This is a genomic window from Tepidibacillus fermentans (genome assembly GCF_004342885.1).
In the GTDB taxonomy this organism is placed as follows: Bacteria; Bacillota; Bacilli; order Tepidibacillales; family Tepidibacillaceae; genus Tepidibacillus; species Tepidibacillus fermentans.
Map to the genome: position 1 here is coordinate 104,495 of NZ_SMAB01000007.1, position 20,642 is coordinate 125,136.

At 35.6% G+C, this 20,642-nt stretch carries 19 protein-coding genes; 18 read left to right on the plus strand and 1 reads right to left on the minus strand.

The genetic code is table 11. The annotated features are described in order from the left end of the window. The first annotated feature begins 40 nt into the window (after window positions 1-40). The 9 genes from EDD72_RS06405 to mnmM all read left to right on the plus strand — a co-directional run bounded on the left by EDD72_RS06405 (window position 41) and on the right by mnmM (window position 9,279). A complete protein-coding gene (locus EDD72_RS06405) occupies window positions 41-691 on the plus strand; it encodes a RecX family transcriptional regulator (RefSeq protein ID WP_132768449.1) in 651 nt (216 codons plus the stop codon). Window positions 692-883: 192 nt separating this feature from the next. Then, window positions 884-2,422 carry a ribonuclease Y gene (rny, locus tag EDD72_RS06410; protein ID WP_132768451.1) on the plus strand — a complete coding sequence of 513 codons (1,539 nt, stop codon included), beginning with the start codon at window positions 884-886 and terminating at the stop codon, window positions 2,420-2,422. A 65-nt stretch (window positions 2,423-2,487) separates the two neighbouring features. Further along, window positions 2,488-3,285, plus strand: coding sequence for a TIGR00282 family metallophosphoesterase (locus EDD72_RS06415; RefSeq protein WP_132768453.1), 798 nt, complete (start codon window positions 2,488-2,490; stop codon window positions 3,283-3,285). A gap of 136 nt (window positions 3,286-3,421) precedes the next feature. Next, window positions 3,422-3,682, plus strand: a complete 261-nt coding sequence (spoVS, locus tag EDD72_RS06420) for a stage V sporulation protein SpoVS (RefSeq protein WP_132768455.1) — start codon at window positions 3,422-3,424, stop codon at window positions 3,680-3,682. A gap of 307 nt (window positions 3,683-3,989) precedes the next feature. Then, window positions 3,990-4,922, plus strand: a complete 933-nt coding sequence (locus EDD72_RS06425) for a dipeptidase (protein ID WP_132768457.1) — start codon at window positions 3,990-3,992, stop codon at window positions 4,920-4,922. A gap of 273 nt (window positions 4,923-5,195) precedes the next feature. After that, window positions 5,196-6,926, plus strand: a complete 1,731-nt coding sequence (locus tag EDD72_RS06430) for a 2-oxoacid:acceptor oxidoreductase subunit alpha (protein ID WP_132768459.1) — start codon at window positions 5,196-5,198, stop codon at window positions 6,924-6,926. 1 nt (window position 6,927) lies between these two features. Beyond that, complete coding sequence (locus EDD72_RS06435) at window positions 6,928-7,794, plus strand: 2-oxoacid:ferredoxin oxidoreductase subunit beta (RefSeq protein WP_132768461.1); 867 nt, start codon at window positions 6,928-6,930, stop codon at window positions 7,792-7,794. Window positions 7,795-7,975: 181 nt separating this feature from the next. After that, window positions 7,976-8,716: an MBL fold metallo-hydrolase gene (locus EDD72_RS06440; RefSeq protein ID WP_132768463.1), complete on the plus strand. Its 741-nt coding sequence runs from the start codon at window positions 7,976-7,978 to the stop codon at window positions 8,714-8,716. Continuing rightward, a complete protein-coding gene (gene mnmM, locus EDD72_RS06445; protein ID WP_132768465.1) occupies window positions 8,716-9,279 on the plus strand; it encodes a tRNA 5-(aminomethyl)-2-thiouridylate-methyltransferase MnmM in 564 nt (187 codons plus the stop codon). The genes EDD72_RS06440 and mnmM overlap by 1 nt, the downstream gene beginning before the upstream one ends. Before the next feature lie 222 nt (window positions 9,280-9,501). Here mnmM and EDD72_RS06450 read toward each other — a convergent pair whose 3' ends face one another. Then, window positions 9,502-9,705, minus strand: a complete 204-nt coding sequence (locus tag EDD72_RS06450; RefSeq protein ID WP_132768467.1) for a hypothetical protein — start codon at window positions 9,703-9,705, stop codon at window positions 9,502-9,504. 190 nt (window positions 9,706-9,895) lie between these two features. On the opposite strand from EDD72_RS06450, the gene miaB reads away from it, so the two are divergent. From miaB to hfq, 9 genes are all read left to right on the plus strand, one after another. After that, window positions 9,896-11,386 (plus strand): tRNA (N6-isopentenyl adenosine(37)-C2)-methylthiotransferase MiaB, encoded by a 1,491-nt coding sequence (gene miaB, locus EDD72_RS06455; protein ID WP_132768469.1) that lies wholly within the window; start codon window positions 9,896-9,898, stop codon window positions 11,384-11,386. Further along, window positions 11,373-11,768 (plus strand): YlbF family regulator, encoded by a 396-nt coding sequence (locus EDD72_RS06460; protein WP_132768471.1) that lies wholly within the window; start codon window positions 11,373-11,375, stop codon window positions 11,766-11,768. The genes miaB and EDD72_RS06460 overlap by 14 nt, the downstream gene beginning before the upstream one ends. Window positions 11,769-11,854: 86 nt before the next feature. Further along, entirely contained in the window at window positions 11,855-12,415 is a 561-nt protein-coding gene (cotE, locus tag EDD72_RS06465; RefSeq protein ID WP_132768473.1) for an outer spore coat protein CotE, read from the plus strand. Between the two features lie 107 nt (window positions 12,416-12,522). Beyond that, complete coding sequence (locus EDD72_RS06470) at window positions 12,523-13,968, plus strand: putative amidoligase domain-containing protein (protein WP_165894989.1); 1,446 nt, start codon at window positions 12,523-12,525, stop codon at window positions 13,966-13,968. 61 nt (window positions 13,969-14,029) lie between these two features. Further along, window positions 14,030-16,654 carry a DNA mismatch repair protein MutS gene (mutS, locus tag EDD72_RS06475; protein ID WP_132768477.1) on the plus strand — a complete coding sequence of 875 codons (2,625 nt, stop codon included), beginning with the start codon at window positions 14,030-14,032 and terminating at the stop codon, window positions 16,652-16,654. 5 nt (window positions 16,655-16,659) lie between these two features. After that, the gene (gene mutL, locus EDD72_RS06480; RefSeq protein ID WP_132768479.1) at window positions 16,660-18,486 is read left to right on the plus strand and encodes a DNA mismatch repair endonuclease MutL; all 1,827 of its coding nucleotides are present in this window, start codon (window positions 16,660-16,662) and stop codon (window positions 18,484-18,486) included. A gap of 1 nt (window position 18,487) precedes the next feature. Further along, window positions 18,488-19,267 carry a class I SAM-dependent methyltransferase gene (locus EDD72_RS06485; protein WP_132768481.1) on the plus strand — a complete coding sequence of 260 codons (780 nt, stop codon included), beginning with the start codon at window positions 18,488-18,490 and terminating at the stop codon, window positions 19,265-19,267. Window positions 19,268-19,269: 2 nt separating this feature from the next. Then, window positions 19,270-20,223 (plus strand): tRNA (adenosine(37)-N6)-dimethylallyltransferase MiaA, encoded by a 954-nt coding sequence (miaA, locus tag EDD72_RS06490; RefSeq protein ID WP_132768483.1) that lies wholly within the window; start codon window positions 19,270-19,272, stop codon window positions 20,221-20,223. 38 nt (window positions 20,224-20,261) lie between these two features. After that, window positions 20,262-20,501 carry an RNA chaperone Hfq gene (gene hfq / locus EDD72_RS06495; protein WP_132768484.1) on the plus strand — a complete coding sequence of 80 codons (240 nt, stop codon included), beginning with the start codon at window positions 20,262-20,264 and terminating at the stop codon, window positions 20,499-20,501. Window positions 20,502-20,642 lie beyond the last annotated feature (141 nt).

Here is a 20,642-nt window from a genome sequence, read left to right on the forward strand (position 1 = left end):
CAAATACAAATCTTCAAAATTCAATAATGATGGTGATTATATGGAAATACCGAAAAGAATAACAAAAATAACACAACAAAAACAAAATCCAAAACGATACAACATCTTTCTCAATGATCATTATGCATTCTCTGTTCATGAAGATGTTTTAGTCGCGAGACGATTAATAAAAGGGAAAGAAATTAATGACCAAGAAGTCTTAACGATCTTAAAAGAAGAAGAACAAAACAAAATATGGCAAAAGGCAATTAAATATTTAAGTTTTCGACCAAGAACCACAAAAGAGATAGAAGAATATCTTATAAACAATGATTATGACCAAGAACTGGTTCAAAACGTAATTGTAAAACTACAAGCTGAAAAGTGGCTTGATGATCGACGTTACGCTGAAGTATACACAGAACAACGAATTCGAATAAAACCAAGAGGAAAAAGGTTAATCGCTCAAGAAATGAAAAGAAAAGGGATTGCTTCAAAATATATAGAAGAAAGCCTCAGTAAAATTGACAATGACACAGAATTTCAAATGGCATTAGAATTAACAAAGAAAAAGGTTCACCAATATGGAGAAGGAGATTGGCTGACCTTTCAACGTAAGTTAGGAGGGTTCCTCCAGCGTAAGGGATTCTCCTATGAAGTCGTAAGGAGGATATTGCGACATGTAAAAGAGCACTTTAGTAATGATCAATAAGAGGATAAGGCTTGATCTCTTGACAAGCTTACTAATGAATAATACAATTGAATTGCATCTTTTATATTTTTTGGAAGATGCTAGCCACTTACTTTTTAAATATAAAAGCTATGAAAAATGTGAAAGATTGACGAGGCCAAAGACCGAATGGAATCGGTCTTGTTTTTTAGGTAAGCAAAGGGAGGTGAACGAATGGACTTAGGAAATATAGCCCTTTTGCTTGCGTCAACTACAGCTGGAGTCGGTGTAGGTTACTTTATCCGCAAATCCATAGCTGAAGCAAAGATCTCCAGTGCTGAAAATGCAGCTAGACAAATCATTGAACAGGCAAAGAAAGAAGCAGAAGCTTCAAAAAAGGAATTGATCTTAGAAGCTAAGGATGAGGTTCACAAATTAAGAAGTGAAGCTGATAGAGATATACGCGAACGAAGAAATGAAATTCAACGTCTTGAAAGAAGGTTATTACAAAAAGAAGAAACCTTAGACAAAAAATTAGAATCGTTAGAGCGTAAAGAAGAATCTCTACAACAAAAGGAAAAAAATATAACAGAGACGCGAGCAAGAGTTGAGGAAATATTACGAGAACAAGTAGCAGAATTAGAAAGAATATCTAACTTAACGACAGAAGAAGCGAAACAGATCATCTTAGAAAACGTTGAGCGGGAAGTTCGACATGATGCTGCTGTTTTAATTAAAGAGATTGAACAGCAGACGAAAGAGGAAGCTGATAAGAAAGCTCGAGAAATAATTACGACAGCAATTCAACGTTGTGCGGCAGACCATGTCGCTGAAACAACAGTTTCTGTTGTAGCGCTTCCAAATGACGAAATGAAAGGCCGAATCATTGGAAGAGAAGGACGTAATATTCGTGCATTAGAAACTTTAACAGGAATTGATTTAATTATTGATGATACTCCAGAAGCAGTTATATTATCAGGATTTGATCCGATTCGACGGGAAATTGCAAGAACAGCATTAGAAAAATTAGTTGCAGATGGTCGAATTCATCCTGCGCGTATTGAAGAAATGGTTGAAAAAGCACGGAAAGAAGTAGACGAGCGAATTCGTGAATATGGAGAACAAGCGACATTTGAGGTTGGTGTTCATAATTTACATCCAGATTTAATCAAAATTCTCGGTCGTCTTAAATTTAGAACCAGTTATGGTCAAAATGTCTTAAAACATTCAATTGAAGTTGCTCATCTATGTGGCTTAATGGCTGCAGAGTTAGGGCAGGATGTTACCTTAGCCAAAAGAGCCGGTTTACTACATGATATTGGTAAAGCGATTGACCATGAAGTAGAAGGTTCTCATGTCGAAATTGGTGTCGAATTGGCGAAAAAGTATAATGAACATCCTGTGGTTATCAATGGAATTGCATCTCATCACGGAGATGTAGAGCCTACTTCTATTATTGCTGTATTAGTAGGGGCAGCTGATGCTTTATCTGCAGCGAGACCTGGTGCCCGCAGGGAAACTCTTGAAACATACATTAAACGTCTAGAGAAACTTGAAGAGATTTCTGAATCCTTTGATGGAGTTGAAAAGTCTTATGCTATTCAAGCAGGTCGAGAAGTGAGAGTCATGGTTGATCCTGAGCAAATCTCAGATGATGATTCGATCATATTGGCTAGGGATATCACAAAACGGATCGAAAATGAACTCGATTATCCAGGCCATATTAAGGTAATAGTGATAAGAGAAACTCGGGCAGTTGAATATGCAAAATAAAGTGGCATAGCCACTTTATTTTTTTCATTAAATAGATGGTAAGAGAATTCAGGGAGTGAAACTTTTTGAGAATCCTTTTTTTGGGAGACATTGTAGGTTCTCCAGGCCGTAATGCTATTGCTGAAAACATAAATAAAATTAAACAAAAATTTCGACCACAAATTATTGTAGCAAATGGGGAAAATGCTGCAGGAGGAAGGGGAATTACTGAAAAAATACTAAAAGATTTGATGAATCTTGGTATTCATGTGGTTACGATGGGAAATCATACATGGGATCAAAAAGATATCTATCAATTTATTGATCATTTCCCTCATCTCATTCGTCCTGCCAATTATCCTAGCGGCACCCCTGGAAAAGGCTATACAATTATTAATTTTAATGCTCACAAATTGGCAATTATTAATCTACAAGGGCGCACCTTTTTACCAGCCATTGATTGCCCTTTTCGAAAAGTTGAAGAAATTTTAGAAGAGATAAGAAAAGAAACAGCAAATATTCTTGTAGATTTCCATGCTGAAGCAACTTCTGAAAAACAAGCAATGGGTTGGTTCTTAGATGGAAAAGTAAGTGCAGTAGTAGGTACTCACACTCATGTTCAAACTGCAGATGAAAGAATTTTACCAAAAGGAACTGCTTATATCACCGATGTGGGAATGGTTGGTCCATATGATGGAATATTGGGTATGAAAAAAGAAGAAGTTATAGAAAAATTTATCACTGCTTTACCCCAAAGGTTTGAGGTTGATAAATTAGGTAGATGGCAATTAAATGCTGTTATTATCGATATTGATTTAGTTACTGGAAAGGCAAAACGTATTGAACGTATTCATCTTAATCAGGAAAAATCAATCGTAGAATAACCCCTTTAGAAAAATTTTCCGTTCTAAATTTTTTGATATTTTTCACTTTTTATAGCAGGAATTTTTTTGAATGACAGCGAATATATTATACTAATGATTTATTCCATAATGTAGCCATACAAGGAGGTTTCAATCCATGGAAGTATTAAAAGTTTCAGCAAAATCTAGCCCCAACGCTGTTGCAGGTGCACTAGCTGGGGTGCTACGTGAGCGTGGTGCCGCTGAGATACAAGCGATTGGTGCAGGTGCACTTAATCAAGCTGTTAAAGCAGTAGCAATCGCGCGAGGTTTCGTAGCACCTAGTGGTGTTGACCTTATTTGTATTCCTGCTTTTACGGATATTGTGATTGATGGTGAAGAAAGAACAGCCATTAAATTAATTGTAGAACCTCGATAAGATTTGGATTAAACCTGTTTTCCTAAATGGAAGACAGGTTTTTCGCTTGAAGATAAAGACATCATAACTTTATCTAGGGAAGGGCCTCGACTTTGTTCACAGGCTAGAAGGAGGTAAGAGTGAGTAAATGCAGACAACCTGCTAACTACACCATTGTAAAAGTAGAATACCCTATGCCATCAAGCCAAGGTTAGAACATACCGAATGCTGATGGAAGAAAGACATGGAAAGCCGTATGATGGAAAACCTCACGTACGGTTTGATGAGGGGAAACTGAAATGAGTAGGACTGTTTTGGGAGGGATAATATGATCTTTGACGCTCATACAGACGTATTATGGAAACTACTAAATGATCCAAGCATTGATTTTTATGAAGATGACGATCGTTTACATGTGAATTATCCGAATATGATAAAAGGAAAAATCGATCTTCAAGTTTTTGCGATTTATGTCTCTCCAACGATAAAATCATCTAAATTTCTCGTAGCAATTCAATCAATTGATGATTTCTACCAGATTGTAATCGGACAAAAAAACCGATTTAAACTTGCTACTACCTATCAGGAGATTGAGACCTATTTAGATCAGGACAAGAAAGTTGCTCTATTGTCGATTGAAGGAGCAGATGTCCTTGAAGGGGATTTAGCAAAGCTAAGAACTTTTTATCGATTAGGTGTAAGAGCTATGGGATTAACTTGGAATCAAGCCAATGAAGTGGCTGATGGAATCATGGAACCAAGAGGAGCGGGATTAACTAGATTTGGACAAGAAGTTGTGAAAGAGATGAATCGTCTAGGGATGATGATCGATGTTTCTCATTTATCAGAAAGAGGTTTTTGGGATGTAATTGAACAAAGCGAGATTCCAATTCATGCTTCTCATTCCAATACCAAAAAAATATGTAATCATCCTCGGAATTTAACAGACGGCCAAATTAAAGCAATCATTGAACAGGGTGGTGTGATTGGAGTTACCTTTGTAAGAGATTTTACCTCAACAAATAAAGAACCCACCATTGACGATCTCCTCTTACATATTGAACATATTGCAAGTCTAGGTGGTATCGAACACATTGGATTAGGTTCTGATTTTGATGGGGCTAATCCTATAAAAGGGCTAGAAAATGCAGGAAAACTAGAAAATTTGGTAAATGTCTTATTGAAGTATTTTGCTAAAGAACATGTTGAGGGGATTTTAAAACAAAATTGGCTCAATTATTACAAAAGAGTTCTTCGTTAATTTATTATTTTCTGATTTTTATATGTATTCGGTAAAATCGGTAAATATTCTTCAAAATAATGAGAAAATACTAGATGCTTTCAGATAATAAGAAAAATCTTATATTATCTATAGTTTAATAGAAAATACACAATTGTAAGCGGTTTGCTTTTTTTTCTATTTAGGCATACACTTAGGGAAGTTTTAGGGATAGTATAGGTGAGGTGACGGGGGAAAAGAAAAAAATCATCATAATAATGTTTATTTTTACCATTTTTAAAGGAGTGGAGAAAAATGTTAAATCAACTTTCGTGGAAAGTTGGCGGACAACAAGGGGAAGGTATTGATAGTACCGGTGAAATTTTTGCAACAGCATTAAATCGACTTGGTTATTATCTCTATGGTTATCGTCACTTTTCATCCAGGATTAAAGGTGGCCACACAAACTATAAGATTCGTGTAACCACGAAGCCAGTAGAGGCAATCTCAGATGATTTGGATATTTTAATTGCTTTTGATCAGGAGACGATCGATCTAAATAGTGGGGAATTACGGGAAGGCGGTATCATCATCGCTGACTCTAAATTTGATCCGCAAGTGAAGAAGGAAAACGTTCATTTCTTCTCTGTTCCGATAACGGAAATTGCTCAAAATCTTGGGACATCTTTGATGAAAAATATGGTCGCTGTTGGTGTTACTAGTGCAATTTTAGACCTTCCAGTTGATTCTTTCAAAGAACTTGTGGAAGAAATGTTTGGCAAAAAAGGACAGGAAGTTGTAAATAAAAATATTGAAGCGATTATCCAAGGTGCTGAGTATATTCGAAATGAAGCAAAGGGAAGTTTAGATGATTTTGTATTAGCAAGAGCTGACGGAAAGAAACGATTATTTATGACTGGTAACGAGGCTGTGGCTTTAGGAGCAATTGCTGCTGGTGTTCGTTTTATGCCTGCTTATCCAATTACACCAGCATCAGAAATTATGGAGTATCTCATTAAAAAACTACCAGAACTTGGTGGGGCTGTCATTCAAACAGAAGATGAGATCGCTGCTGTAACTATGGCAATTGGTGCTTCGTATGGCGGAGTTCGTTCAATGACCTCAACTTCAGGCCCTGGTTTGTCCCTTATGCAAGAAGCGATTGGTTTAGCAGGAATCACTGAAACACCAATTGTAATCGTTGATGTCCAACGTGGTGGTCCAAGTACAGGATTACCAACGAAGAATGAACAAAGTGACTTTAATGCAGCGATTAATGGTTCACATGGTGAGATTCCGAAAATCGTGATTGCTCCTAACTCCGTTGAAAGTGCTTTTTATGATACGGCTGAAGCATTCAATTTAGCCGAAAAATATCAATGCCCAGTTATTGTTCTAACTGACCTTTCCTTAGGCATGAGTAAACAAACGGTAGAACCCCTTGATAACAGTAGAATTGAAATTGACAGAGGTAAATTTATGGGTGACCAAGAGTTACCAGCTATTGAAGGAATGTTTAAACGTTATGAATTCACTGAAGATGGAATTTCTCCACGAGTAATACCTGGACAAAAATATGGAATTCATCATGTAACGGGCGTTGAACACGCAGAAAATGGTCGTCCATCAGAGGCACCAGCTATCCGTAAGAAGATGATGGAAAAACGTCTAAATAAAATTAATAACGTTACATTTAAAGACCCTGTTCTTAAGCAAGCTCCACATGAAGAAGCTGATTTATTAGTTGTTGGAATTGGATCAACCCGAGGAGTTATTACAGAAGCAATTGGACGTCTAGAGAAGGATGGATTAAAAATTAATCAAGCACATGTACGATTAGTCTATCCATTCCCAGCAGATGAGCTAAAAGAATTAATGGAAAAAGCGAAAAAAGTTGTAGTTGTTGAGAACAACGGTACTGGTCAATTAGCGAATCTCATAAAATTAAATGTTGGAATGGGAGAAAAAGTAGAAAAACTACTCAAATATGATGGCAATCCATTCTTACCATCTGAAATCTACAATGGAATTAAGGGGTTGATATAAAATGGCAACATTTAAGGATTTTCGTAACGATGTAAAACCGAACTGGTGTCCAGGTTGTGGAGACTTTGCTGTTCAAGCTGCGATTCAAAGAGCTGCTGCAAACGTAGGCCTTGAGCCTGAAAATTTTGCCATTGTTTCTGGTATTGGTTGTTCTGGTCGGATTTCAGGATATATTAATGCCTATGGTTTCCACGGTATCCACGGAAGAGCCTTACCAATTGCCCAAGGTTTGAAAATGGCAAACCGAGACCTAACCGTTATGGCGGCTGGTGGAGATGGAGACGGTTTCGCGATTGGTACCAACCATACCATTCATGCGATCCGTAGAAATATTGATATGACTTATGTGGTTATGGATAATCAAATCTATGGTTTAACAAAAGGTCAAACTTCTCCACGAAGTATGTTTGGAGCAAAAACGAAGAGTACTCCAAAAGGTTCTATAGAACCTCCAATTCGTCCTTTAGAACTAGCTATTTCTGCTGGAGCAGGTTTTGTTGCTCAAGGCTTCTCAGGAGATCTTGCTCAACTTACTCGTATCATCGAAGAAGGAATAAAACATAAAGGATTCTCATTTATCAATGTATTTAGTCCTTGTGTTACATTTAACAAAGTGAATACTTATGAATGGTTTAAAGAGCATATTGTAAACCTTGAAGAAGATCCAACCTTTGATCCATCCAACCGTTCCTTAGCTGTTCAGAAAGTGATGGAACATGATGGTCTTGTAACAGGAATTATCTATCGTGATCCAGAAAGACAATCTTACCAAGAATTGGTTCCGAACTTCAGTGAGGCTCCTTTAGTAAATGCAGAACTAAAATTATCCGATGATGTATTTGCTTCATTCTTGAAAGAATTTGAATAAAATTAAATATAATAATATAAAAGCCATCTCTTGTCATAGAGATGGCTTTTATATTATTATAAGGAAATCAAATAAAGAGATGTTATTCCCTAATCATCTTTTTTACCCATTTGAATTGTTTTTATACGTTAGCTAAACTATAAAGTAGAAAAATCATAGTTCTACTTTAGGAGGTTTTTTGATGAAAGTTACTGTTTTGGGATATCAGTCACCATTTCCTGGAGCAAACAGTTGTGGACCAGGGTACTTATTAGAACACAATCATAGATACTACCTAATTGATGCTGGAAGTGGAGTCCTTTCAAAACTTCAACAATATATCAAATTTGATCAATTGGAAGCTGTGTTTTTGTCCCATTTACATCACGACCATATGAGTGACTTTTTGGTGTTACAATATGCGATTCAAATGGAATTTGTCATGAAAGGTCGAACAAAACCTTTACCTGTTTATTTCCCCCAAGAGCCAAAACCCGAAGCGAGCATCATACCATTTCAGCATTTTATTCAACCCCATCATATTAATGAGTCAACCATGTTACAGTTGGATGATCTTCAAATATCTTTTTTACAAACTGACCATGTTGTTCCTACATATGCAATGAAATTCCAATCAGGTGAAAAAACATTTGTTTATGGTGCAGATTCTGGAATCTATACATCTTTTTCACCGTTTGCCAAGCAAGCAGACTTGTTAATTTTAGAATGTACATATTTAGAAAAAGATCGTCCGTTGACTCCAATGGGTCATTTATCCACGTCTGATGTTGCGAAGCTGAGCAGAGATCTTCAACCCAAAAAATTAATGGTTACACACTTTTATCCAGAATATGATCCGAAAAAAATTGAAGAAGAATTAATTCATGCTGGAATACACGGAACCTTGCTGATGCCGATGGTTGGGCAGGTGATCGAGGTTTAATGAGCTTTTTACCCATTCTTCAATTCGGAAAGGAATTAATCAAAAATCGAGTAAAGCCAGGTGACATTGTTGTTGATGGAACTTGTGGCAATGGTTATGATACGGTATTTTTAGCTGAATTAATCGGAGAAAACGGAAAGGTCTATGGTTTTGATGTCCAAGAACAAGCCATCGTAAATACAAAAAAACGTTTAGAAGAAAAGAACCTGTTGAGTCGAGTTCATTGCATAAAAGAAGGTCACGAAACGATAGAAAAATGGGTAAAACATCATGTAAAAGCAGCCTTGTTCAATTTGGGTTATTTACCTGGGTCAGATAAAACAGTTGTAACGAAAGGTGATACAACGATAAAAGCCATACAGGCTTTACTTAAACTTTTAACGGATGATGGGATCATTGTGTTAATTGTTTACTCTGGACATGATCAAGGTACTGAAGCGAAGATCATTGAGACTTTTTTGCAATCACTATCTCAAAAAGAATTTTCCGTCATGAAACTAAAATATATTAACCAAATAAACTTTTCCCCATATCTTTTAGCTATAGAGAGAAAGTCCTCTTAATGTCTACCAGATGTGGACATTATCTTTACGGAAATGATAAGTTGATGGTATAATTTCCTTATCACAGCATGCTTTTTTCTTATTTACTTAAGGATGCGTACACTGTGGAAGGAAAAATGAAAGCAATCGTAAAGACGAAAAAGGACTAGGAGCTGAATTAAAAATCGTCGATACCCCACAAATTAATCCGAACAGCAGCCATGACGGCTGCTGTTTTGCTACCTAAGATTCATTAGGGGCTCCAATTTTCATATGAAAACTGGTTTTTTTACCTTTTAATCCTTCGAAATGCTCCGGTGCATATTGATGCTGTTGTGATTTTGCTTCTCTAGGTCTAGGTCGACCAGCAGGTTTATATAATTCTGTTGCAAACTCAGCTCTTGCAAAATCACGTTTGTTCCTAAAGATATTATTATGATTCGGCATTTCTCAGTCCCCCTTTGAAACTGGTATATTTTAATTTTCCCGAACAAATAGGAAGTTATTACTGCGAATAAGTCCTTTAAAATAAAAACAGTTCTTGTTATAATTATAAGTTGTATTAATATCATTCAATTAGTGTTAATCTGTCTTATATATATTTGAAATTTCATTCTAATAAAATGAGGTGAACAATATGTCAATCATCGACATTGATAATAAATTTGCAAAATATTTTATTCCTCCTAATATAAAAGAAGCAAAAAAACGTGGAAAAGAAGTCGTTCAATTTCTAGATTTTGATCCAATACCTAAGGAAATGATCGATATTGGGAAAGGGAAATACTACCTTATTCGCACTTATGGTTGTCAAATGAATTCACATGACTCAGAAACAATGGCGGGTATACTCGAACAAATGGGTTACCAACCTACTGATGAGGAAGATGAAGCAGATATCATTCTTTTTAATACATGTGCGATTCGTGAAAATGCTGAAGACAAAGTATTTGGTGAATTAGGTCGGCTAAAACATTTGAAATTAGAAAAACCCCACATCATATTAGGTGTAGCAGGATGCATGTCACAGGAAGAAAAAGTAGTGAACAAAATTTTGAGATCTTATCAACATGTCGATCTCATTTTTGGTACTCATAACATTCATCGTCTTCCTATTTTATTAAGGGATGCACTTTTGAATAAGGAAATGGTTGTCGAAGTATGGTCAAAAGAAGGCGATGTCATTGAACATATACCAAAGGTTAGACAAGATGGATTAAAAGCTTGGGTTAGTATTATGTATGGTTGCGATAAATTCTGTACCTATTGTATAGTACCTTACACACGAGGTAAAGAACGTAGTCGTAGACCAGAAGATGTCATTTCAGAAGTACGAGAATTAGCACGTAAAGGTTATAAAGAAGTTACGCTTTTGGGTCAAAACGTTAATGCTTATGGCAAGGATCTTGATATCGATTATGGCTTTGGTGATTTATTAGAGGATCTTCGTAAAATTGATATTCCTAGAATTCGGTTTACAACAAGCCATCCAAAAGATTTTGATGATCATTTAATCGAGGTTTTGGCAAAACGTGGGAACCTCGTCGAACACATTCATTTACCTTTCCAATCCGGTAATACAGAAATTCTAAAGAAGATGGCAAGAAAATATACAAGAGAAGAGTATTTAGAATTAGTAAGGAAGATCAAGCAGGCAATACCAGATGTCGTGCTAACGACCGATATTATTGTTGGTTTTCCTGGAGAAACAGAAGAACAATTTCAAGATACCTTATCATTAGTCGAAAAAGTGGGTTTTGATTCTGCTTATACGTTTATCTACTCTCCACGAGAAGGAACACCAGCAGCAGTTATGGAGGATAATATTCCTGAAGATGTAAAAAAAGAGCGACTACAACGCCTAATGGATCTTCAGAATCAAATCAGTCGTGATAAAAACAAACAATTAAAAAATCAGGTCGTCGAAGTACTTGTTGAAGGGGTAAGTAAAACGAACTCTGAAGTTTTATCAGGACGTACAAGGGGTAATAAACTTGTTAACTTCAAAGGAGATCCAGCTTTAATTGGCCAGTTCGTGTTGGTTAAAATTACTGAACCACAAACTTGGACATTAAGAGGAGAACTTGTTTCTAACGCACAAGAGGAGTTACTTGATGTCGTCAATTAAAAAAGAAGATATTTTAAAACAAACACAAAAACTGGCGAAATTAATCTCCGAACAAGAAGAAATTAAAGTTTATCAGATAGCAGAGAAAAAGATTCAAAATCACGAAAGAATACAAGAACTCATCAGATTGATCAAAATAAAACAACAAGAATTGGTCAATGCAAAACATTTTCGAAAACCAAATTATATTCAATATCTTGAGGAGACTTTAGATACTCTAAATGCTGAATTGCATAGTATTCCCTTAGTTCATCAATATCAGCAATATCAATCAGAAATCAATCAGTATCTCCAATTTGTAATTCTATTAATAAAAAATGAGCTAGAGAAAACCTTGCCTCTTGATGACGACTTGTCCAAAAACTACAGATTTACTCTGTAGTTTTTTTATTGTTTTTTTAGGTTTTTTTCACCATAGACATTCGTCCTGCATAAGATTAATTGAGAATCGATTGAGGAGGGTACGATATGGTCCGTGATAAAGACCTACAATGTAGAGAGATCATAACGAAAGCGGTCTGTGGTAAAGGACGGAAATTTTCAAAAACGCCTCACAATATTGTGCTCCCAAACCAACCATCTAATATCTTAGGTTGCTGGGCGATTAACCATACTTTTGAAGCGGAAAAAGTTGGAGATGTCATTGAGATTGTAGGTACGTACGATATTAATTTATGGTATTCTTACGCGAACAATACAAAAACCACGGTTGCAACAGAAACAGTTTCTTATAATGAAAAAGTGCCGTTATCTTATTTAGATAGTAATTGCACTAAAGACAAAGTAGAAGTAACTGCTACAGCAACGCAAGCGCCACATTGTATAGATGCCAAAGTGTCATCAGACGGAGATACAGTCATAGTTGAAGTAGAAAAAGAGTTCTTGGTTGAGATCGTTGGGGAAACCAAAGTTTGTGTAGTCCTTTGCCAGGATTGTGATGATGAAAAAGGTTTTCTCATTGAGGAAGAAGATATTGATTCAGATGAAATAGAAGACCTTAACCCATTTATCATCGATGACTTAGACTAAAGGTTCTTATGAAGAAGAGAAGGAAGTTTTTTCCTTCTCTTTTTTCACTTCTTTCATGTTTTTGAATATGATAATTTTGAATGAACCCTAGAAATGGGAGAGAAAACATGAAAGCATTTTTCTTATATGATGAGAATTTATTGGTGGATTCATTATTAGAACAACTCAAAATACCGTACGGTTCAATACTTCATTATCATGATATGCGAGATATTTCATTACTTATTCCATGGGGAAATGTGCAAGAGATCTATTCTGTTCCATTTCAGCTGAATAAGAAAGCTAGAGACCTTTTAAATAATGAGTACGAACAATATAAAATATTTAACATTCAAGGAATCTCTACTCCAATTTTTATAGACGAATTTACACAACAAGCAAAAATAAAAAAGTTACACTTCGTTCATATTTATCAAGTTGCTGTTTTTCAACAAGATGTTCTTGCTTATTTTAAACAAATACAGAACCAAACGTTAAATTGGTTGAATAAAACGATCTTTCAATTAAAAGAAAATAGTGGTCTGACTGAAGTTCAAACTTTAGCGACAAAACGAGAGGAAAGACGAGTAAGTCAATTAGCCATTCGTGCCATATATTCGTTACATTTAGATTATGGGATGGTAACAGTAGGAGTGACAGCAGGTGAAAAACCTTGGATTATCCATGTAAATCCTTTCCCTAGCCTAAATAAACGATTAGCAACGCTATTTGCTGAAGCGATTAATCATTTTACAACAAAATGGGAAACGATTTTGAATTCAAAAGAACAACAAGTGATCTTAGGGACTGATCCTGAATTTGTTTTACGAGATATGAATGGAAAAATGGTTCTAGCTTCGAAGTTTTTGCCGAGAAAAGGTAGTGTAGGTTGTGATGACATTTGGACGAATCGTGATCGAACTCAATTGCCTTTGGCAGAATTGAGACCAATACCAGCTTCAACTCCTAGGCAACTTACAATCAATCTTTATCAAACGATGATATTAGCAAGTAAAAAAATAAGAAGTCCAAAAATTGAATGGCTTGCAGGTGCTATGCCAATAGAAGGTTTTCCGATTGGCGGACATATTCATTTTAGTCAGATCGAACTGAATTCTTTTTTATTACGAGCTTTAGATAACTATCTTACATTGACTGTAACTCTCTTTGAGGATCCAAGAGGAAAAAAGCGAAGGCCAAAATATGGGTTTTTAGGAGATTACCGAATAAAATTTCATCAAGGGTTTGAATATCGCACATTACCAAGCTGGATTGTATCACCAACACTTACAAAAGGTGTATTTGCATTAGCAAAATTAATCGTCAAAAATTATATTTATCTTTATCAAGATCCGTTATATGATAGAGAAATTCAAGAAGCCTATTACCAAGGAGAAAAAGAAGTATTAAAACCTATTGTACAAAAATTATGGGTAGAATTAAAACAATTAAAAACCTATGATGATTACCGTAATTACTTAGATCCTCTAGAAAAACTAATGGATAAAGGTTATATATGGAATGAAAATATGGATATTCGTCGATTGTGGAAGCTTCCTCCTTTTCATCATTAACAAAATCCCCAAAATACTAGGATTTATGCTATAATTATTTGATAACTTGGGGGGATTGATTATGGCAACCTATACACCAATGATCCAACAATACTTACAAATTAAGGCTGATTATCCGGATGCCATTTTATTTTTTCGTCTCGGTGACTTTTACGAGATGTTTTTTGAAGATGCAGAATTAGCTTCACGACTCTTAGAAATCACGTTGACTGGACGAGATGGTGGAACAGAGGAGAGGATCCCGATGTGTGGGGTTCCTTACCATTCTGCCAACTCCTATATACATAAACTTATTGAAAAAGGCTATAAAGTAGCCATTTGTGAGCAAGTAGAGGATCCAAAGCAAGCAAAAGGGGTAGTAAAACGGGAAGTGACCCGTGTAATTACACCTGGAACAATAATGGATGGAAAACTTGTAGAAAGTAAAGCAAATAACTATATTGCTTCTATTTTCTTACTACAACATTCCAACCAATTTGGTATATCTATTAGTGATATTTCTACTGGTGAATTCTATTCAACGATTATTGAAGAAGATTTTGATCATGTTATTCACGAATTGATCCTTTACCAGCCTTCAGAAATTGTACTTTCAAAAAAACTGATAGAATTCGAATCTGTTCTTAAACAATATTTAGAAACCAATCTTACTTGGTTAGATGATGAGATTACGGACCAACAAAACTATTACAAAAATCTAGTTTATGAACAATTTCAAAATGTAAAAGAACCGCTTGAAGCGATTATCTTTAGTGCTGGAATGTTATTGGATTATCTTCATAAGACCCAACGGCAAAAATTGATTCATTTTAATGAACTTCAAATTTATGAAGCAAAACATTATCTAATATTAGATCCTTTTTCGAGACGAAATCTAGAACTCACAGAAACATCTAGAGACCACTCAAAAAAAGGTTCCTTGCTTTGGTTACTCGATCAAACAGAAACATCGATGGGTAGTCGTCTATTACGTCGTTGGTTAGAAAAACCGTTATTATCCAAAGTAGCCATTGAGGAAAGATTGAATAGCGTACAGGCTCTATATGAAAATCCATTGGTTCGCGACGAACTAAAGGATTTATTACGAGAAATCTATGATATCGAGCGCATTGTTTCCAGAATTTCGTATGGGAATGCTTCAGCAAGAGATCTTTATTCGTTAAAACAGAGTCTTGAAAAAATTCCAAGACTTCGACAAGTTTTAGTAGAAAATAAGATTGATCCTCTGATCCAAATGATGGGAGAATTTGATCAGTGTACTGACATCTATTCCTTAATTGACGAATCCATTGTCGATGATCCTCCTATCGGCTTAAAAGAAGGGGGAATCATCAAAAGGGGATACCATCCAAAACTAGATGCATATTACCGTGCGAGTACTGAGGGAAAACAATGGCTTCAAGATATGGAACGTCGTGAACGAGAAATCACCGGAATCAAATCTTTAAAGGTCGGTTTTAACAAAGTATTCGGTTATTATATTGAAGTTACGAAATCCAATTTAGCACAAGTGCCTACTGACCGATACATTCGAAAGCAGACTCTGGCCAATGGCGAACGTTTTATTACTGAAGAATTAAAAGAAAAAGAATCACAAATTCTCGAAGCTGAAGAGAAAATGCAAGAATTAGAATATCAAATATTTACTGAGGTACGTGAGAGAATTGCGAATCAAAATCCAAGATTACAACGACTAGCCCAACAGATCGCCATCATTGATGTATTACTATCTTTTGCAAAAGTTAGTTCGATGAATGGGTATGTTCGGCCACAATTTAATCAAGAAGGAAGAATTCGTATTCGCCAAGGTCGACATCCAGTTATTGAATTCGTACAGAAGGAAACCCCTTATATTCCTAATGATGTAGAACTCGATCAAGAAAGTCAGCAGATCTTATTGATCACTGGCCCAAATATGGCCGGAAAAAGCACCTATATGCGCCAAATAGCATTAATCATCATTATGGCTCAGATTGGTTGTTTCGTCCCTGCTGAAAGTGCAAATATTGCCATTACCGACCGTATTTTCACAAGAATCGGTGCAGGTGACGACTTAACCAGTGGTCATAGTACCTTTATGGTAGAAATGCTTGAGACAAAACAAGCAATCCTTCAAGCAACAACAAATAGTTTAATATTGCTTGATGAAATTGGGAGAGGAACTTCTACTTACGATGGTATGGCTTTAGCACAAGCCATTATTGAATATATCCACGATCATGTTCATGCGAAAACGTTATTTTCTACTCATTATCATGAATTAACAAGTCTAGCAGATCGATTTTCTCGAATCCAAAATATCCACGTTAACGTCATGGAGAAAGATGGGAAGGTTGTTTTTCTCCATAAAATCGAAAAAGGAAAAGCTGATCGCAGCTATGGAATCTATGTAGCGGAATTAGCTGGTTTACCATATGAAGTGATTGAAAACGCAAAACGAATTTTGAGAAATTATGAATCAAAAGCTCGAAACCTTAAAAATGATGGGAAAGAAAAAGCGGTACAACTCGTTCTTTTTCCATTACAAGCGGAAAACAATCAATTGTCACAAACAAATGAATCTAGAATAAATAAGGAATACGATAAAGAAATCATTCAGCAGATCCTTTCTTTGGATCTGTTAAACATGACTCCAATGGAAGGATTTCAAATCCTGTATGAGATCCAGAAACGATTAAGGAAGTGACCATTATGGGGAAAATCAGAATCCTTGATGACCATATTGCAAACCAAATTGCTGCAGGAGAGGTAGTAGAGCGACCCGCATCCGTAGTAAAGGAATTGGTTGAAAACAGTATAGACGCCGGAAGCACAAAAATCGAGATTCAAATCGAAGATGGAGGTCTTAGCCTGATTCAGATACGGGATAACGGGGAAGGAATGGATGAAGAAGATGTAGAAAAAGCATTTTACAGGCATGCTACGAGTAAACTTCAAAGAGGAAATGATTTATTTCGAATTAAGACACTGGGATTTCGAGGAGAAGCATTGCCTAGTATCGCAGCAGTTTCTCGGCTGAAAATAAAGACATCACCTAACCATGATGGAAAGGGACTGGAATTGCATTTACAAGGTGGCTCTGTCGTAAATAAACAAGAAATCGCTTATACAAAGGGAACGGAAATTACCGTCCGAGATCTTTTTTTTAATACACCTGCTCGATTAAAATATATGAAATCACTCCAAACCGAGTTGGGTCATATTACCGACTACGTGAATCGTCTGAGTTTAGCTTATCCTATGATTGCTTTTACCCTTATCCATAATGGACGCCTTATTTTACGAACAGCAGGAGATGGTCAAATTCGTCATGTGATTGGAGCAATATATGGCACTAGCCTTGCTAAAAATATGGTATCTTTCTTGAATGAAAATACAGATTTTAAAATCTCAGGACTTCTTTCAAAGCCAGATATTACCCGAGCAAATAAGAATCATATTTCAATCTTTGTGAATGGAAGATATATTAAACACTTTGCTCTAACACAAGCCATCATTGATGGGTATAAAACTTTATTAATGGTTCATCGCTATCCAATTACAACATTACACATTGAATTAGATCCTTCATTAATCGATGTGAACGTTCACCCAGCAAAGTTAGAAGTGCGTTTTAGTAAGGAGCAGGAACTATTGAAGTTCGTTGAAACAACTGTCTACCAAGCGCTTCACCAAGAATCATTTATACGTGAACCATTAAAAACAAACCAAGGAAAAGCAGTTGTTAAGAAGTCCTTTCAAGATACTTTAGATTATTCTTTTTCCTTTTCAAAACCGAACAAACCACAACAAACTGTAAAAGAAAGAGAGATTATTTCAACCTTTTCAAATCTAAAGGACGATCTACCACCTTTTTCGCAAAAAATAAATGAGATGAATGAACTTGAGCAACCAATCCCATTAGAGGAGAATTCATTAAAAGATACGATGAAGGAGCGCCTCCCAATATTAGAACCGATTACACAATTTTTGGGTACTTACATCATCGCTCAAAATGAGGATGGTCTCTACCTCATCGATCAACATGCTGCACATGAGAGAATTAATTATGAGAAGAATCTACGTCAGATGAATGAGGAAAAACAATCGAGTCAAGAATTATTAATACCTTTCATCTTTGATTTTACGAGATTAGAAATCGATGAACTATTAAAGCACAAAGAATATTTCAAAGAACATGGACTTGAGTTTGATTTATTTGGCACACAAACGATTCTTATTCGTTCAATTCCTAGCTGGATTCCAAAAGGACAAGAAACTATATACCTTGAAAAAATGATGCTAATGGTCTTACAAAAAGGGAGGATCGATTTCTCTATCTTACGTCAAGAGATGGTGGCCAGTATCTCTTGTAAAGCTTCCATTAAAGCAAATCAGTATTTAACTAAAACAGAAATGGAACAATTGCTCGAACAATTAAGAAATACTGAAAATCCGTTCTCTTGTCCTCATGGAAGACCAATTATCATCCATTTCTCTACCTACGAAATTGAAAAAATGTTTAAAAGAGTGATATAAAATGATTGTAACGACTGCTTATGATCCAGACCAATCTACACTTAGTCGGGCTTTTGAAATTACAGCTTTATTAAATGCAACATTCATCAAACGAAAAAAACAATCTCTAAATGCTTTATTTGAGTTAGATCAAGAAATCATAATCGTAGAAAAAGAGAGCGCGAAATACTATGTCAATGAACAACAACAGCCTTTTTTCTTCCATCCTAGTATGGCCGTCTTACGTATAAATCGATTACAAAAAGGTGATAATGATATACTGGTTTCCCTTTCGCAGTTAAAATCTGGAGATACATTTCTTGACTGTACAATGGGTTTAGGATCTGATTCGATCGTGGCCTCTTATATTGTAGGTGAACGTGGTCGCGTTGTTGGTATTGAAAGTGAACCAGTCATCGGAATTCTTGTAAAAGATGGTTTACAACGCGGATGGAAGCAAGATCCTGATATCGATGCGGCAATGAAACAAATTGAAATCCGATTATCTGATCATCTTGAATTTTTAAAATTACTGCCAGATCAAAGTTTTGATATCGTCTATTTTGATCCAATGTTTCGTAAAGGGGTAAAAAAATCTTCATCAATAGCTCCTTTACGTAAATTGGCCAATTCCAATCCATTGACGATTGAAACCATTGAACAGGCAAAACGAGTGGCGAAACGTGCAGTTGTATTAAAAGAAAATAAAAATAGTAAAGAATTCGAACGATTGGGATTTACAAAAATCTCTCGTTCTTCCTCAACAACCTATGGCATAATCAAAGTTGATCGTGAGGTTTAAAGATGAAAGAGAATTTGTTAGTCATTCTTGGACCAACTGCAGTAGGAAAAACGGAACTAAGTATTGAAATTGCTACTCGTTTTCAGGGAGAAATTATCTCTGGTGATTCGATGCAAGTCTATAAAGGAATGAATATAGGTACGGCTAAAATTAAACCAGAAGAAATGAAAGGAATTCCTCATTATTTCATTGATGATTATGAGCCGGATCATTTTTATACCGTAGCTGAATTTCAGCAACGAGCGATCCAAAAGATTTCAGAAATTAATCAAAGGGGACACTTACCAATTATCGTTGGCGGGACAGGTTTGTATATAAAATCGGTTACCCATTCCTACCAGTTTTCAAAAGATTCGATGGACGAAAAATACCGACAGCAATTACAAGAATGGTTAAAATTTAACGGAAAAGAAGCGTTACATCAACTTCTAGAGCAAATAGATCCTGAATCCGCTGAAAGACTACATATAAATGATACTAAACGAGTGATTCGGGCATTGGAAGTTTATCATACCACAGGTAAAACTATGAGCGAGATTTTAAAAGAACAACAACTGCAAACTTCCTATAATTTGCTCATGATCGGCTTGACGATGGATAGGAAAAAATTGTATGATCGTATTAATAGACGTGTTGATCTGATGATTGAGGAAGGACTCGTTGAAGAAGTTCAATCTTTACTAAACCAAGGCTATGATGAAACCTTTAATGCAATGCAAGGGATTGGATACAAAGAAATTATTCTTTATTTGAAAGGAAAGGTTAGTCTCGAAGAAGCGATTGAAATGATCAAGCAAGCGACTAGACGCTTTGCAAAAAGACAATTAAGTTGGTTTCGAAGTATGCCTGGTATTCATTGGTTTGACTTTACCAACAATGTTTTGGAGGAGAAAGAAAAGATTAAGCAGAAGATTTATGAATGGATGGTAGGAAAAAATTTTCAACATGAAGAATAAATAATATTCTATCACGTATATCTTAGGGGGTAAAAGATATGAAACAAAGTATTAATATTCAAGACACTTTTTTAAACGTTGCTCGTAAAGAGCATATACCTGTTACTATTTTTCTTATGAATGGATTTCAATTGAGAGGTCTTATTAAAGCATTTGATAATTTCACGATCATTCTTGAATCAGAAGGTAAACAACAAATGGTTTATAAACACGCGATTTCCACGTTTGTTCCTTCCAAAAATATCACATTAGTTCAAGAACAAAAAGAAGATGAATAATTTTATGATCTAACAAAAAACGAAGGCATTCTTTATGATTATCATAAGGAATGCCTTTTAATTTTTCTCATATAATGAAATGATAGAAGTTTATGTTTCATCCATATATGAACTTTTTTGTTTACAAAATTTTAAGAATGA